General features: G+C 57.6%; 10 protein-coding genes and 2 riboswitches. Of the genes, 5 read left to right on the top strand and 5 right to left on the bottom strand.

Features of this window, described 5'->3' with window-relative positions; genetic code table 11:
* Nucleotides 1–40: 40 nt before the first annotated feature.
* From BM299_RS19350 to BM299_RS11120, 5 genes are all read right to left on the bottom strand, one after another.
* On the bottom strand, nucleotides 41–1,438 hold the full coding sequence (locus BM299_RS19350) for a nucleoside recognition domain-containing protein (protein WP_165608279.1): 1,398 nt from the start codon (nucleotides 1,436–1,438) through the stop codon (nucleotides 41–43).
* Nucleotides 1,435–2,214: a FeoB small GTPase domain-containing protein gene (locus BM299_RS19345; protein WP_165608278.1), complete on the bottom strand. Its 780-nt coding sequence runs from the start codon at nucleotides 2,212–2,214 to the stop codon at nucleotides 1,435–1,437. The genes BM299_RS19350 and BM299_RS19345 overlap by 4 nt, the downstream gene beginning before the upstream one ends.
* A 50-nt stretch (nucleotides 2,215–2,264) precedes the next feature.
* Nucleotides 2,265–2,519 (bottom strand): FeoA family protein, encoded by a 255-nt coding sequence (locus BM299_RS11130; protein ID WP_092484039.1) that lies wholly within the window; start codon nucleotides 2,517–2,519, stop codon nucleotides 2,265–2,267.
* A 208-nt stretch (nucleotides 2,520–2,727) separates the two neighbouring features.
* Nucleotides 2,728–3,177 carry a metal-dependent transcriptional regulator gene (locus BM299_RS11125; protein ID WP_092484036.1) on the bottom strand — a complete coding sequence of 150 codons (450 nt, stop codon included), beginning with the start codon at nucleotides 3,175–3,177 and terminating at the stop codon, nucleotides 2,728–2,730.
* 365 nt (nucleotides 3,178–3,542) lie between these two features.
* A riboswitch (cobalamin riboswitch) is annotated at nucleotides 3,543–3,731 on the bottom strand.
* Between the two features lie 71 nt (nucleotides 3,732–3,802).
* Nucleotides 3,803–5,044 (bottom strand): glycosyltransferase, encoded by a 1,242-nt coding sequence (locus tag BM299_RS11120; RefSeq protein ID WP_092484033.1) that lies wholly within the window; start codon nucleotides 5,042–5,044, stop codon nucleotides 3,803–3,805.
* A gap of 279 nt (nucleotides 5,045–5,323) precedes the next feature.
* Here BM299_RS11120 and malQ point away from each other — a divergent pair, with 279 nt between their 5' ends.
* From malQ to BM299_RS11095, 5 genes are all read left to right on the top strand, one after another.
* The gene (gene malQ / locus BM299_RS11115; protein ID WP_092484030.1) at nucleotides 5,324–7,369 is read left to right on the top strand and encodes a 4-alpha-glucanotransferase; all 2,046 of its coding nucleotides are present in this window, start codon (nucleotides 5,324–5,326) and stop codon (nucleotides 7,367–7,369) included.
* 62 nt (nucleotides 7,370–7,431) lie between these two features.
* Nucleotides 7,432–9,279, top strand: coding sequence for a malto-oligosyltrehalose trehalohydrolase (treZ, locus tag BM299_RS11110; protein ID WP_092484027.1), 1,848 nt, complete (start codon nucleotides 7,432–7,434; stop codon nucleotides 9,277–9,279).
* A 3-nt stretch (nucleotides 9,280–9,282) separates the two neighbouring features.
* Nucleotides 9,283–11,718 carry a DUF3536 domain-containing protein gene (locus tag BM299_RS11105; RefSeq protein ID WP_092484024.1) on the top strand — a complete coding sequence of 812 codons (2,436 nt, stop codon included), beginning with the start codon at nucleotides 9,283–9,285 and terminating at the stop codon, nucleotides 11,716–11,718.
* A 2-nt stretch (nucleotides 11,719–11,720) separates the two neighbouring features.
* Entirely contained in the window at nucleotides 11,721–14,594 is a 2,874-nt protein-coding gene (gene treY, locus BM299_RS11100) for a malto-oligosyltrehalose synthase (protein ID WP_092484021.1), read from the top strand.
* An 85-nt stretch (nucleotides 14,595–14,679) separates the two neighbouring features.
* Nucleotides 14,680–14,802: riboswitch (molybdenum cofactor riboswitch) on the top strand.
* Between the two features lie 63 nt (nucleotides 14,803–14,865).
* Complete coding sequence (locus tag BM299_RS11095; protein ID WP_092484018.1) at nucleotides 14,866–15,288, top strand: hypothetical protein; 423 nt, start codon at nucleotides 14,866–14,868, stop codon at nucleotides 15,286–15,288.
* The last annotated feature ends 2 nt before the right edge of the window (nucleotides 15,289–15,290 follow it).

The following is a 15,290-nucleotide window of genomic DNA, read 5'->3' as shown; positions in this document are numbered from 1 at the left end:
ACCGGGCTTCAACGAAATTTTTATTAAATATTGAGTAGTTTTAAACCCAATCCAGTGTTCGTACCAGGTTATTCACGACCATGCATACCACAACACCCACTGCGGTCGGTATCAGGGCGGCGGCAACCGTCCAGCGCCAGTTCCGCTGCTCCTTATAAATGGTCAACAGAGTTGTGCCGCAGGGCCAGTGGCAGAGGGAAAAAAGCATGGTGCACAGGGCCGTCAGCCAGGTCCAACCGTGCCGGTCCACCAGCAGTTGGCGCAGGTCGGCCAGGCTGTTCAGTTCAGTCATGGCTCCGCCACAGACATAACCCATGATCAGAATGGGCAAGACAATCTCATTGGCCGGCAGGCCCAGGATAAAGGCCAGTAGGATAAAGCCATCCAGCCCCATACACCCGGCCAGGGGGTCCAACCAGCCGGCTATGATGGCCAGAGCACTGGTACCGCCAATGCGGGCGTTGGCCAGCAGCCAGATGAAACCGCCGGCCGGGGCGGCAACCACCGCCGCCCGGGCCAGCACAAACATGGTCCGGTCAAGCACCGAGCGCACGATAACCCGGCCTACCTGCGGCTTTCTGTAAGGCGGCATTTCCAGGGTGAATGACGAAGGCTCACCCCGCAGCAGGGTGCGGGACAGCACCCAGGATACCAGCAAAGTTACGGCAATGCCGAACACCACCAACCCGGCCACAGCCAGGGTGGCCATCGCGCTGCCCGGAAACACCGCCACGGAACCACCCACAAAGATGGTGGCCAGAGCGATCAAGGTGGGAAACCTGCCGTTGCAGGGCACAAAATTGTTGGTCAGCGTAGCGATCAGCCGCTCCCGGGGCGACTCGATAATGCGGCAGGCCACGACCCCCGCGGCGTTACACCCGAAACCCATGCTCATGGTCAGGGCCTGCTTGCCGTGGGCGCCGGCTTTTTTGAAAAAACGGTCCAGGTTAAAGGCCACCCGGGGTAGATAGCCCGAATCTTCCAACAAAGTAAACAGGGGGAAGAAAATGGCCATGGGAGGAAGCATTACCGACACCACCCAGGCCAGGCTCCGGTATACCCCCAGAACTAAAAAACCGTGCAGCCAGGCGGGGGCGTGCAAGGCCGCAAACAAGTCCGTCAGCCGGTCCTCAATCCAAAACAGCCCTTCGGCCAGGATAGCTGACGGTACATTGGCGCCGGACAAGGTCACCCAGAAAACCACCGCCAGCAATCCGAACATTGAAGGAAATCCCCAGACGGGCGAGGTGATGATATTGTCAATTTTCCGATCCCAGTTGGCCCGGCCCGGCGAAGAACAACTAACCACCTCACCGGCAATATTTTCGGCGGCCTGGAAAATACTTTTCACCACGCTGTCCCGCACCTGATCCTGACGCGGACCTACAATGTTCTTGGCCTCTTCCATCAGGTCCCCCAAAATGGTCCGGGTACTCATACCAAGACCTCCCGCGCTGCCCGGACCGGCTCGCGTCTATTACAAAATATTTCCAGAGAATGCCCCAGCTTGATGTCTCCGTCCAGCAGGCGCAAGGCCACCCAGCGGGCGTTGATCTCCCCGCCCACCAGGGCCCTGATCCCGGGTTCCAACCGGGCTATGGCTTCTTCCACCTCCGGCGTATATCGCACAAGCCTGGGTTTTGGCTGCACCCGGCCAAACACCACGTCACTGATAACATCCAGCAGACGCGACAGCCCTTCACCGCTGCGCGCCGCCGTGGTCACCACCGGCACCCCCAGCCTTTCACTTAATTTGTCCGAATCTATCCGGATATTCTTGCGCCGTGCTTCGTCGATCAGGTTAACACAGACAATCACCTTATCAGTAATTTCCATAACTTGCAGCACCAGATTTAAATTTCGTTCCAGGCACGTGGCATCCACCACCGTCACCGTGGCATCCGGCCTGGCAAAACAAATAAAGTCCCTGGCCACTTCCTCTTCCACGGAATTGGCCAGCAGCGAATAGGTCCCCGGCAAGTCCACCAGGGTATACTTGCGGCCGTCATGGATATAGCTCCCCTTGGCCTGCAACACCGTTTTGCCGGGCCAGTTGCCCGTATGCTGGCGCAGGCCCGTCAAAGCGTTGAAAACCGTGCTTTTTCCGGTATTGGGGTTACCTGCCAGGGCAACCACCGGCTGCCTGATAGATGCTGGCACGTTGAAGATCTCCCGGGTTGCCAGTTTCCCGGTTGACTGATATGTCAGGCCCACCCCTGAACCCTCCTCTGCAATGAATATATTGTCCCGGATGACCGGGGCTCCTATCCGGCGGCTTCATCCCCCAGGGGACTGACCAGAACTTGGCCGGCCACTTCCTTACGCAGGGCAATTATTGCGCCGCGAATATTGAAGGCTGTGGGATCGCCCGCCGGACTGCGGCGCACAACCTCCACCCTGGTGCCGGGCACCAGGCCCAGGTCCAGCAGCCTCCGGCGGATCAAACCCTCGGCCAAAACTTCGGTTACCAGGGCAAAGGAACCGCTGGGCAAGTTATTTAAAGTCGTTTTACCAGCCATAGATGCTCCTCCTCTTAACCAAACTGATAAAAATGTTAAATGCAACTAACAATCAATAAATAATATGACACTCCGGCGGCATGTGTTACAGCATGCGTCTGGTAATATTCAGCAACAAGCCCTCTGCCGGCGTTGACGCCGGGCTTGTCTATAATTCATACCGGTAAAATAAAAGTGAGGATGCGGTATCAACCAGCGCACCCTCACTTTAATCCTTGTACCCGTTCACCAGTCCCAGCCCCTTTTCCTGCCGGTGCCGGCAGTGCTCTAAAAATTTTTTGTAACAATCCCGATTGCTTTCCATAAAATCCAACAGGCTCTCTATGGACCTGATGGTGGGCAGGGACAAGTAGTGTTCCATGGCCTCGGCTTCCGCTTTAACGTCGCATGCGGAATTAATTACCTGCAAAAATTTTTGCAGTATACTGTTTCTTTCCACCAGGAATTTACCCACCCGGCGCCCCTTGTTCGTCAACACCAGTTCTTTGTATCTTTTATAAATCAAGTAGTTTTCATTGCTCAGTTTACGGATGGCGCTATTAACTGAAGGCATGGTTACATCCAGGCAAGCCGCTATATCACTGACCCGCACCACATCGTTATGCAACGAAAAACGGTAAATTTCTTCCAGGTAATCTTCCAGGCTCGGTGACAACACCCCCGGTTTACCCCCCTTTTAGCGGCCTTTGCCAGCACCTCTTTTTGTAAATAATATTTATAACATAATATTTACATGCTATATTTTTGCCAGTTTGTAAAATTACTCGCGAGCCACGGGTTAGAACCGTAAAAAAAACCGCCCGGCACCCCAAAGGACGACGGGCGGTCAAAACGTGAAAGGAGTATTGGGTTTTAAAATTTAAAGCCCGGCTTTTCTTGAAAAGCCGGGCTTTTTGACTAATGGAATAGTTTTTTCAAAAGGCCGGAGGTCCCCGCCCGCGTTTATTCCCTGATGGTGCCGCTTTATTGCGGCACGGGGTCTATCGCTATCCCTCAAACAGCACCTGGCCTTTGCGCGGAAGGCTGCATGCTTTCGTCCAGGCAGGTCTCCTGACTTGTGGTTCACAGCGTGTTTCCCGCCTTCCCGTCCGCAGACAGTGGCATTTCGGGAACCGCTCCCCACTCACAGTGGCCGGACCGCCCGGGATTTGCACCCGGTTCCCTTTTCACCCCCCCCCGCAAGGCGGGGGAACCTGAACAGCTTATTTAATTTAAGAATATACTAACATTTAATGAACAAAATGTCCAGCCCATCGTTTTAAAAAACGAAATACACGCTTTTTCTATCCCTGCCGGTAACCTACCCCGTTCTTCAAGCGGTAAGAAGGTTCAAAGGAGCTAAACAAATCCAGGTACTGTTCCACCAACCGGATCAGCAAAAAGTTTTTGCGCACCGTCTCCCGCGCCTCCCTGCCCATCCGCTGCCGCAAATCCTCATCTTTGAGCAGCCGGACAATACGATCCGCCGCTTCCTCAATAGATGTTACCAAAAAACCGTTCACGCCGTCCTGAATTTGCGAGGGTATGCCGCCTACTTTACCGCCGATCACCGGCGTTCCCTTCCACATGGCCTCGGTGACCGTCAGACCGAAACCCTCGCGGATGGATTTTTGCAGCACCACCGCGGCGCGCCGCTGAAGGGCGTTTACCAGGGCCGCATCCTCAACGGACCGGATAATGATGCGCTCATCCTGGTACTCCAACATCGATTCAAAAACCTCCTGGCCTTCCGGGTCGTCCGTGGCCACATTACCCAGCAGCACCAGGGTGCAGTCCACTTCCCTGCGGGCTATATTAAACGCCTTGATTACTCCCTCCGGGTCCTTCCAGCGGTCAAAACGGGATATTTGCACCACCAGTGGCAGGTCGGTGGGTATATCGTACCGCTTAAGCCTTTCGTTAAGTATTTCTTCACCCAGGTCCCGGTTTTTGGTGGCGAAAGGGTCAATGGCCGGCATAAAAAACAACTGCGGCGTTTTTAGCTGCTGGGCGTATTCCTTGATGCTGACAATCACGGCGTCATATTTTTCGATAAAGGTTTTCAGGTAGTCCCAGAGTTCCCGGTTCGGGTTCGACAGGTCCACATGGCAGCGCCAAATCCAAGGACCTTTTTTTCGGTAGTGATTGATCAGCGGCAGAGGTTGGGGGTCGTGTATCACAACTATGTCATGGTCCAATCTCATGCGAATTGAATTTTCATATACTATAATCTCATATAATTTTTTACCGTAGTCCGATAAGTTGATGTCTCCTCCCTGGATGGCGTTATGCATACCCTTGGTAATGCGAAAAAAGTCCGGGGGACCGAAGATGATGCGCCAGCCCGTTTTAATACCGAGATTGTTAAGTAAAAGGGTCATCGAAGATAAAAGTTCCGCCACGCCGCCCCCGTAATAAGTGGAATTTACATGCACCACGTGCAGATCCTGCAGCGCTTTGGCCTTTTTTATGAGGCGCTCAATGGTTTGCGCACCGACGTACGGCTCGTAATCGGCTACGCCGGTTATCATGTATTCCCCTGACATAACGTTTCTCCTTTCGAATCCATTGCCCGTCCTGATTGAATGAACATGTATAGCTTATGCAAAAAGCGCCGCAAAAATTAACGGGTTATTGTTTTTTTTTACAGGTTTGGATCCTGACGACAGTATAATACTATTATAGATGGTTTTGTTTAAAGACGATAAAATTGCGCACAATATCCAGTAATCTGACATACGACTTTTGTTTTTTTTGCGGTCACCGCTGCGCTTGCGCATTCACGCGCCGGGAGGCTGCGGGAATTTATTCCGGGGGGTTTTATCATGCATGAAACGCAAGTCCGGCTGCTGCACCGGCTGGCCGGGCTGTACGGCATACAAACCAGCTACCGGGATGCCGCGGGAAAGCGCCGGGAGGCCGCGCCGCACCAGCTGCTGGCCGCGCTCCGGGCCCTGGGGGCGCCGGTGGAAAACATGGACGACGTGCCCGGCGCACTGCGGGAACGCCGGCAGGAATTATGGCGGCGCTGCTGCGAACCGGTGACCGTAGTGCGGGAAGGTCGGCCCGCTCATGTGGAACTGCGGGTGCCCGCAAACCAGGCGCAAACTCCGGTTGACTGCCGTCTGGAACTGGAGGACGGAGAAACGCGGCAGTGGACCCGGTGCCCGGACCGCCTGCCCGCGGTGCGCGCAGCGGCGGTGGAGGGCGTGGATTACGTGGCCAAACAGCTTGACCTGCCCGCCGGCCTGCCCCGGGGCTACCACCGCTGCATGTTGACTATACAGGGCGCTGTATATCATACACTGCTCATCGTCGCGCCGCAACAGGCTTACCTGCCCCCGGCGGAGGCAACCGGCCGGAACTGGGGGGTCTTCCTGCCGCTTTACGCCCTGCGTTCCGGGCGCAGTTGGGCGGCCGGCGATATAGCCGACCTGGAACTGCTGCTTCGTTGGGTGCAAGGGCTGGGGGGCGATATGGTAGGCACCCTGCCGCTGCTGGCCGCCTTTTTGGATGAACCCTTCGACCCCAGCCCCTACGCGCCCGCCAGCCGGTTATTCTGGAACGAATTCTACCTGGCCGTGGACCACATCCCGGAACTGCAGCAGTGCCCGGAGGCGCGGGAATTGTTGAACTCCCCGGCGTTTCAGGCGGAGATCGCAGCCCTGCGGGGCGCGCCCGTGGTGGATTACCGCCGGGGGATGGCTGTAAAACGCCGCATACTGGAAATGCTGGCCCGCTGCTGCTACGAGGCTGCCCCCGGACGCCGGACCGAACTGGAGCGCTGGGCGGCGGAAAACCCGGCGGCCCCGGATTACGCCCGCTTCCGGGCGGTGGTTGAGCAGCGGCGCGCCGGCTGGCAAGAATGGCCGGACCGGATGCGGGACGGCGAACTCCGGGAAGGGGACTACGACCCCGGGGCCGCGCGCTACCACCTGTACGCTCAATGGCTGGCCGCCGAACAGTTTCAGGCCCTGGCAACGCTGGCCCGAAAACGTGGCGCCGGTCTGTACCTGGACCTGCCGCTGGGGGTGCACAGCGCCGGGTACGACGTATGGCGCGAGCGCGCCGCCTTTGCCATGGATGCCAGTTCCGGCGCGCCGCCGGACCCGTTAAACACCGCGGGGCAGGACTGGGAGTTCGCCCCCATGCATCCGGAGCGCATACGGGAACAGCATTACCGGTACTTTATCGCGTATCTGCGGCACCACCTCCGGCACGCCGGGATCCTGCGACTGGACCACGTAATGGGCCTGCACCGGCTGTTCTGGATTCCCAAGGGTTTGACGGCCCGCGAAGGGGTTTACGTGCGGTATCATGCCGAAGAGTTTTACGCCATTTTAACCCTGGAGTCCCACCGGCATAAAACACTGCTGGTGGGCGAGGACCTGGGCACTGTGCCGGGCGAAGTCCGGACGGCCATGGCCCGGCATAAAATATACCGGATGTATATACTGCCCTTCGAGCTGAAACGAGTCCCCCGCCGGGGATTCAACCCCGTTCCGGCCAGGTCCCTGGCCGCCCTGAACACGCACGACATGCCCCCCTTCAAGGCACAATGGCAAAATGAAGACACCGCCCGGCGCACCGGCATACTGTCAGCCCTGCACAAAAAAGGCCGGCTGAAAGCCCCGGCGGGCAACACGGGAACCGTTCTCCGGGGCTGCCTGAAACAGCTGGCCGCCGGCCGGGCGCGTATTGTAATGATCAACCTGGAGGATTTGTGGCTGGAGGAAAAACCGCAGAATATGCCCGGTACGAAAAACGAACACAACTGGCGGCGCAAAGCGGCAGTGGATTTTGAGGTTTTCAGCCGGATGCCGGAGGTACTGCATACGCTCCGGTCAGTGGATAAACTGAGACATATTTAAATATTTGAATAATACAGTTAGTTTAAATAAGTTAAAGTCTGACCCCCTTAAGGAGGTATGTCATGAACGAGGTAAGTCTGGGCGCTGCATATCTGGGTGAGGGGCGCTGCCGGTTTATGGTCTGGGCCCCCCTGGCCGACCGGGTGGATGTACATATTGTGGCTCCACGGGAGCTGCAACAGACGCTGGCCCGGGGAAAGCGGGGTTATCACCACGGCGTGGTGGAAGGCGTGGAACCGGGCAGCCGTTATTTTTACGTGCTGGACGGCGAGAAAAAGCGCCCGGACCCCGCCTCGCGCTATCAGCCCGAAGGAGTGCACGGCCCTTCCCAGGTGGTTTATAACCACGACTTCAACTGGACGGACGCTTGCTGGTGCAGCACGGCTCAGGACGATTTGATCCTGTACGAACTGCACGTGGGCACCTTCACCCCCGAAGGGACTTTTGCAGCCGTCATCCCCCACCTGGATGAACTGCGCGAATTGGGCGTCACCGCCATCGAGATTATGCCGGTGGCCCAGTTCCCGGGCAGCCGCAACTGGGGCTACGACGGAGTTTACCCCTACGCAGTACAGAACTCCTACGGCGGCCCCCGGGGGCTGCAACAGTTGGTGGACGCCTGCCACCAAAAAGGGCTGGCGGTAATTCTGGACGTGGTCTACAACCACCTGGGGCCCGAAGGCAACTACCTGCCGGATTTCGCCCCGTATTTCACCGACCGGTATAAAGGCCCCTGGGGGGCGCTGCTCAATTTTGACGGCCCGGCCAGCGACGAGGTGCGGCGTTTTTTCATCGAAAACACCCTCTACTGGCTGACGGAATTTCACATGGACGGGTTCCGGCTGGACGCCGTCCACGCCATTAAAGATTTCTCGGCCCAACCATTTCTGCAGGAACTGGCGGCGGCGGTGCACCGGCAGGGCGAACTGCTGGGACGCCGGGTGCATGTGATCGCCGAAAGCGACCTGAATGACGCCCGGGTGATCCTCCCGCCGGTAATGGGCGGCTACGGCATGGACGCCCAATGGGCCGACGACTTTCACCACTCCCTGCATACCCTGCTGACGGGTGAGCAGCGCGGTTATTATAAAGACTTCGGCCGCCTGGAACACCTGGCCCGGGCTTTCCGCGCGGGCTACGTTTACACGGGTCAATATTCCCGCCACCGGCGGCGCCGGCACGGCAATTCGCCCGTGCTCTGCCCCGGCAACCGGTTTGTAGTATTCGCCCAAAATCACGATCAGGTGGGCAACCGCGCCTTCGGCGAGCGACTGAGCACCCTGACATCCTTTGCCGGGCTGAAGCTGGCGGCCTGCGCGGTATTCCTCTCCCCCTTCATACCGATGCTGTTTATGGGCGAGGAATATGGAGAAACAGCGCCTTTTCAGTATTTCACCAGCCATACCGACCCGGAGCTGGCCGAAGCGGTACGCAAGGGGCGGCGGGAAGAGTTTGCCGCCTTTGACTGGGAAGAAGAGGTGCCCGACCCGCAGGACGAAGCCACCTTCCGGCGTTCCCGCCTGAACCACGACCTGCGCCGGCAGGGGCACCACCGCGTCCTCTACCGGCTTTACCGGCAATTGATCCGGTTGCGCCGGGAGGTACTGGCTCTGGCCAATTTGAGCAAAGATGACCTGGAAGCGATCCCTTGCGGGGGCGGGCGGGTGCTGTTCATTCGCCGCCGAAGCGGCGACGACGAGGTATGCATAGCCTTTTCCTTCAGTGAAAAGGACACCGGCGTTACCCTGCCCGTACCGGCGGGTCGCTGGCACAAACTGCTGGATACTGCGGAAGAACGCTGGCTGGGCGGCGGCGGCATCGCCCCCGCCTCGATTAAATCCGCAGGTGAAGTGCAAATTACTTTACCCCCCCGGACCTGCGTTTTGTTCCGGCGAGAAAAGGAGGAATAACCGGTGGAACGTTATCTATGCATACACGGCCATTTTTACCAGCCGCCCCGGGAAAACCCGTGGCTGGAAGATATTGAGCTGCAGGATTCAGCCCACCCCTACCACGATTGGAACGAACGCATCAGTGCGGAGTGCTACGCGCCCAATACCGCCGCGCGCATCCTGAACGATAAAGGGTATATTAAAAAAATAGTCAACAATTACACCAAGATAAGTTTTAATTTCGGCCCCACCCTGCTGGATTGGATGGCGGACAACGACCCGGAGGTGTACCGGGCCGTGCTGGCAGCCGACCGGGAAAGCCGGCAGAGGTTTTCCGGCCACGGTTCGGCCCTGGCCCAGGCCTATAATCACATGATCATGCCCCTGGCCGGCAGCCGGGACAAATACACCCAGGTGTTCTGGGGCATCAAGGATTTTGAGCACCGCTTCGGGCGCAAGCCGGAGGGCATGTGGCTGCCGGAAACCGCCGTGGACCTGGAAAGCCTGGAGATTATGGCCGAGCAGGGCATCCGCTTCACCATCCTCACCCAGTACCAGGCCCGGCGGGTGCGCAAAATAGGCGGCGGCGACTGGGAGGAAACAGGCCCCCGGGGCATCGACCCCACCATGGCTTATCAATTGCGCCTGCCCCGTTCGGGCCGGACAATCTGCATCTTTTTTTACGACGGTCCCATTTCCCAGGCAGTGGCCTTTGAGCACCTGCTTGCCAACGGGGAAAGATTTGCCCACCGGTTAATGGAGGGCTTTTCCGACACCCGCGACCGGCCGCAGTTGGTGCACATCGCCACCGACGGCGAAACTTACGGCCACCATCACCGTCACGGAGAAATGGCGCTGGCTTACGCCATCGATTACATTGAATCCCATAAACTGGCCCGGCTCACCAATTACAGCGAGTACCTGGCCATGCACCCGCCCACACACGAGGTGGAAATTCATGAAAACACCGCCTGGAGCTGCGCCCACGGGGTAGACCGGTGGCGGGGCGACTGCGGCTGCCACACGGGCATGCACCCGGATTGGAACCAGGCCTGGCGGGCCCCGCTGCGGCAGTCCCTGGACCTGTTACGGGATACCCTGGACCCGTTATACGAAAAACACGCGGGCAAATACCTCAAAGACCCCTGGGCGGCGCGAAACGAATATATTAACGTAATACTCAACCGTTCCCCGGATAATGTGGACCGGTTCCTGGCAAGTCATGCCATCCGCCGGCTGGAGCCCGCGGACCGGGTTACCGTCCTGAAACTGCTGGAAATGCAGCGGCACGCCATGCTGATGTACACCAGCTGCGGGTGGTTTTTTGATGACATTTCGGGCATTGAAACCGTCCAGGTGCTCCAGTACGCCGGGCGGGTGATCCAGCTGGGGCAGGAGCTGTTTGGTAAGCGGTTGGAACCCGCTTTCCTGGATATCCTCGCACATGCCAAAAGCAATGTGCCCAAATACCGGGACGGCGCCTATATTTATGAAGGATTTGTCACCCCGGCCATGGTGGATTTGCCCAAGGTGGGAGCCCACTATGCCATCAGTTCCCTGTTCAATCATTTCGGAAAAAAGTCCCAAGTCTACTGTTACACGGTGGAAAGGCTGGACAAACAGGTGCTGATGGCGGGGGAAATGAAAATGGCGGTGGGCCAGGCGCAGGTCGTTTCGCAAATCACCCGGGAATCGGCGCACGTAAGCTACGGGGTGGTTTATTTCGGCCACCACAACGTGAGCGGCGGCGTCCGCTACTTCAGCGACGAGACGGCTTACCAGCAAATGGTGCAGGGGGTATCCGAAGCCTTCAACCGGGCCGACCTCCCGGACCTGATCCGCCTGCTGGACCTGTACTTCAAAGAGGGTGTCATTTACTCGCTCAAACATCTATTTCGGGACCAGCAGCGCAAAATACTAAGCATTATTCTCGATTCCACCATGGCCCAACTGGAAGCCGATTACCGCACCATTTATGAACACAACGCTTCATTGATGCGGTTTTTAAAGGACCTGGGCATGCCCATGCCCCACGCCCTGCAATGCGCCGCCGATTTTTACCTGAATACCAGGTTGCGCCAGTCTTTTATGAACGATGCGCTGGACATAGAGCAGATTAAAATTTACCTGCAAGAGGCCAAAACCTTCGCCGTAAACCTAGACGAGGCGGTCCTTAAGTATGTCCTGGAAAGAACCCTGGAGCGGGTGGCGGTCCGGTTCCTTAACAATCCCACCGAACTGAGCATTCTGGAAAAGTTTGACACATTGATTGACCTGGTCCGCTCGCTGCCTTTCAGAGTGGACCTGTGGAAAGCCCAGAACATCTATTACCGGCTGGCCCAGGCCGTTTACCCGGGCCTGCGGGAAAAGGTGCGGCAGGGAGACGGGGGTGCCCGGGCGTGGGTCGACCGCTTTGATTCCCTGGGTGAAAAACTACGCGTGCAAAGGGGGAACTAAAAATGCCGGCTCAACGCATTCCCGCAGCCACCTACCGGCTTCAGTTCAACCACCGGTTCGGGTTTGCCGACGCCCGGGACCTGGTGCCTTATTTACATGCCCTGGGCATTACCGATATTTATGCCTCTCCCCTGCTTAAAGCCAGGCAGGAAAGCGAGCATGGTTACGACGTAACCGATCCCACCCAGTTGAACCCCGCGCTGGGCGGCGAGGATATGTTCACCGGCCTGGCCCGAGCCCTGCGGCGGCATGACATGGGACTGGTACTGGATATCGTGCCCAACCACATGGCCGCCGGCACCGAAAACCCGTGGTGGCTGGACGTCCTCCAGTTCGGCCCCGATTCGCCCTACGCATCGTTTTTTGATATAAACTGGCGGTCCGGCAAACCCGGGCTGGCCGGCAAGGTGCTGCTGCCCGTGCTGAGCTCCTTTTACGGCGAAGCGCTGGAAAAGGGAGAGTTGGCCCTTATTCTCACTGCTGACGGCTTCCAGCTCAGATACAATGACAAGCAATTCCCGCTCCACCCCGGTACATATGGTGAAATCCTGCAGCACCGGGCGGAGGAACTGGCGGCCAACCTCGGTCCTGACCACCCGGGCCGGGTACAGCTGGCGCAGTTGCTGGATCTGCTGGAGCACCTCCCCCCCCGCACGGATAACGACTTTGCGGCCGCTTTCCGCGAGGCTAAGGACAGGCTCCGGGACCTGTATAACAATTACCCGGAGATTAAAGCGTTCATAAATGAAAATCTGCGTATTTTTAACGGGGTCCGGGGAGATCCGCAAAGTTTTAACCTGCTGGACCGGCTGCTGGCCCGGCAGGCTTACCGTATCGCCTTCTGGCGGGTGGCCAACCAGGAAATTAATTACCGGCGGTTTTTCAACATCACCGACATGGTATCGCTGCGTATGGAAGATGAAGAAGTGTTTACGGCCACCCACTCCCTGGTGCTGAAATTGGCCCGGGCCGGGCAGGTCACCGGGATGCGCATTGACCACGTGGACGGGTTGCACGACCCCCTGACCTACCTGCGCCGGTTGCAGGAACAACTGAACGGCGCGGGGGGTAACCCCGGCTTTTATGTAGTAGTGGAGAAAATACTCAGCGGCGACGAAGAACTCCCCACGGAGTGGCCGGTTTACGGCACCACCGGTTACGACTTTTTACGCACGTTGAACGAGCTGTTCGTCAACAGTCCCGGCATCGCTGTCCTGGACCGGGTTTACGCCCGCCTGCGCGGGTCCGAGCCCAATTTTACCAAAGTGGAGTACGCCCGGAAGCGCCGGGTGATGGCGGAACTGTTCGGCGGCGAGATGCGCAGTCTGGCGCGGCAGCTGGTGGAACTGGCCAAACAGGACCGGCACGGCCGCGACCTCACCCCCAACCAACTGGAACAGGCGCTGGTGGAAGTGACCGCCTGCTTCCCGGTTTACCGGACCTACACCCGCGACTACACAGTCAGCGACCGGGACCGGGCTTATGTTGAACAGGCCGTAGCCGAGGCAGTCAAGCGGCACCGCGCCATCGGTCCGGCCGCCGGCTTCCTGCGCCGGGTGCTGCTGCTGGATTTCGGGGACTGGCTGCCGGAAGACCGGCGGCGCAATTGGCTGGACTTTGTAATGCGCTGGCAGCAGTTCACCGGCCCAATCATGGCCAAGGGGCTGGAAGACACCGCCATGTACGTTTACAACCGGTTGATTTCCCTGAACGAAGTGGGCGGCGAGCCCCACAGCACGGGGATAGCCGTGGACGAGTTTCACCGGCGCAACCGGGCCAGGCAGGAGCGCCGGCCCCACACCCTGAACGCTACATCCACCCACGACACCAAGCGCAGCGAAGACGTGCGGGCGCGCATCAACTTACTGTCGGAAATACCCGCCATCTGGGTGAACCACCTGGAGAAATGGCGCCGCTGGAACCGGGACAAAAAGCAGGTGGTGGACGACCAGCCCGTACCCGACGACAACGTGGAACTGCTCATCTACCAGACCCTGGTCGGGGCCTGGCCCCTGGCGGAAGATGAAGAGTCTTCTTTCAAAGAACGCCTGAAGGAATTCCTGATTAAAGCCTCCCGGGAGGCCAAGGTGTACACCAGGTGGCTTGAACCGGATACCGGTTACGAAGATGCTCTGGTAAACTTTGCATTGTCCATACTGGAACCCGGGCAAAACAACGAGTTCCTGCAAGATTTCAAACGCTTCCGGGATATTATCGCCTATTACGGGGCCATCAGTTCGCTGGCACAGGTGCTGCTGAAAATCACCTCCCCGGGGGTACCCGACATTTACCAGGGCATGGAAAGCTGGAATTTCAGCCTGGTGGACCCGGACAACCGGCGCCCGGTGGATTATAAGAGCCTGGCCGCACAGCTGGCCGAACTGCAGCGGCGGGAAGCCGGCGACCTGCCCGGTCTGGTGGATGATTTGCTTAAATCCTGGAAAGACGGACGGCTAAAGCAGTTCCTTACCTATATGGCACTGCATTACCGCCGGGAGCACCACCGGTTGTTCGCTTCCGGTGAATACCTGCCCATGCAGACCGGCAGCCTGCAATACGAGCACGTGTGCGCCTTTGCCAGGCGGCACGGCCATACCTGGGCGCTGGTAGCGGTGCCCCGCATGCCGGCGCGGCTGCATTTGCAAAGCCATTGGCCGGAAATGGACGATACGCTGCTGAATGAACCGCCCAAGGAACGGCTCCTTTTACCGGTGGAGCTGTGGGGGGACCAAGCCCTGGCGCTGCCGGACGAAGCCCCGCGCGCCTGGAGGAATGTGCTTACCGGTGAAACGGTTAGCACCGGTGACGGCAAGATACCGCTTATCTATGTATTTAAAAGCTTCCCCGTCGCCCTGCTGGCGGGGGAACCGGCATAGACCGCGGCAAATGAACAGGCTCGCCGTTTACTGGTAAATTTGTTCAACACTATTGCGGAAAGTACTCTTTATAAAGTATATTATAGAAAAACTAACTCTTCGAGTCCGGCAGGCCTGCAGGCGGTTACGTCATGGCGGCCGGACCGGTAGGGTGTACCGGGAAACTGGTGCGCCTCCCATTGCGGAAAGAAGAGAATGGCAGGCATTGTTAACTATGCCCTTCATTGCTTTTTCGCAATGAAGGGCTTTTTGCTTTCAAGGAGGGGCAGACGTGAAAAAAAGCCAGTTGGGTAATTTTGTTGTTTTGTTCAGGCCGGGAGTGGTTACCGGCATACATAACGAAAGGGAAATAATACTCAACGATATATGTGAAAAATTTGGCGGGTTGGATTGTAGACTATTTGATCCTTACTTGGTTTACGACAGATTAACTGATGCCGGACTGCTGGTCAGGGTTGAACAAAGAAATGCTTACGGATATGCAGCCGTTTCTTTTTTTTACCCGGCCAAAACAAATGAGCGGAAAGTAAGGCAAAAAATAATCAACGCCATATTGGGCGAAATCAAAAACGACCCCAAAGTATTGGCAAGTGGTTATGCCATCATCAGTGACAAGTATGGAAATATGAAACTCAAGCACGGCAGAACCAGGGTTAAGCATGTCACCCGTACTTCGTTATGTCACAAAATGTGAGC

The organism is Desulfoscipio geothermicus DSM 3669 (assembly GCF_900115975.1).
GTDB lineage: Bacteria > Bacillota > Desulfotomaculia > Desulfotomaculales > Desulfallaceae > Desulfoscipio > Desulfoscipio geothermicus.
Note: the sequence above shows the minus strand (reverse complement) of the source record. Positions and strands in the feature narration are given on the sequence as shown.

Coding starts and splice junctions, on each gene's coding strand:
- BM299_RS11130 (WP_092484039.1), bottom strand. CDS start 2,519: ATGGCTGGTAAAACGACTTTAAATAACTTGCCCAGCGGTTCCTTTGCC.
- malQ (WP_092484030.1), top strand. CDS start 5,324: ATGCATGAAACGCAAGTCCGGCTGCTGCACCGGCTGGCCGGGCTGTAC.
- BM299_RS19350 (WP_165608279.1), bottom strand. CDS start 1,438: ATGAGTACCCGGACCATTTTGGGGGACCTGATGGAAGAGGCCAAGAAC.
- treZ (WP_092484027.1), top strand. CDS start 7,432: ATGAACGAGGTAAGTCTGGGCGCTGCATATCTGGGTGAGGGGCGCTGC.
- treY (WP_092484021.1), top strand. CDS start 11,721: ATGCCGGCTCAACGCATTCCCGCAGCCACCTACCGGCTTCAGTTCAAC.
- BM299_RS11120 (WP_092484033.1), bottom strand. CDS start 5,044: ATGTCAGGGGAATACATGATAACCGGCGTAGCCGATTACGAGCCGTAC.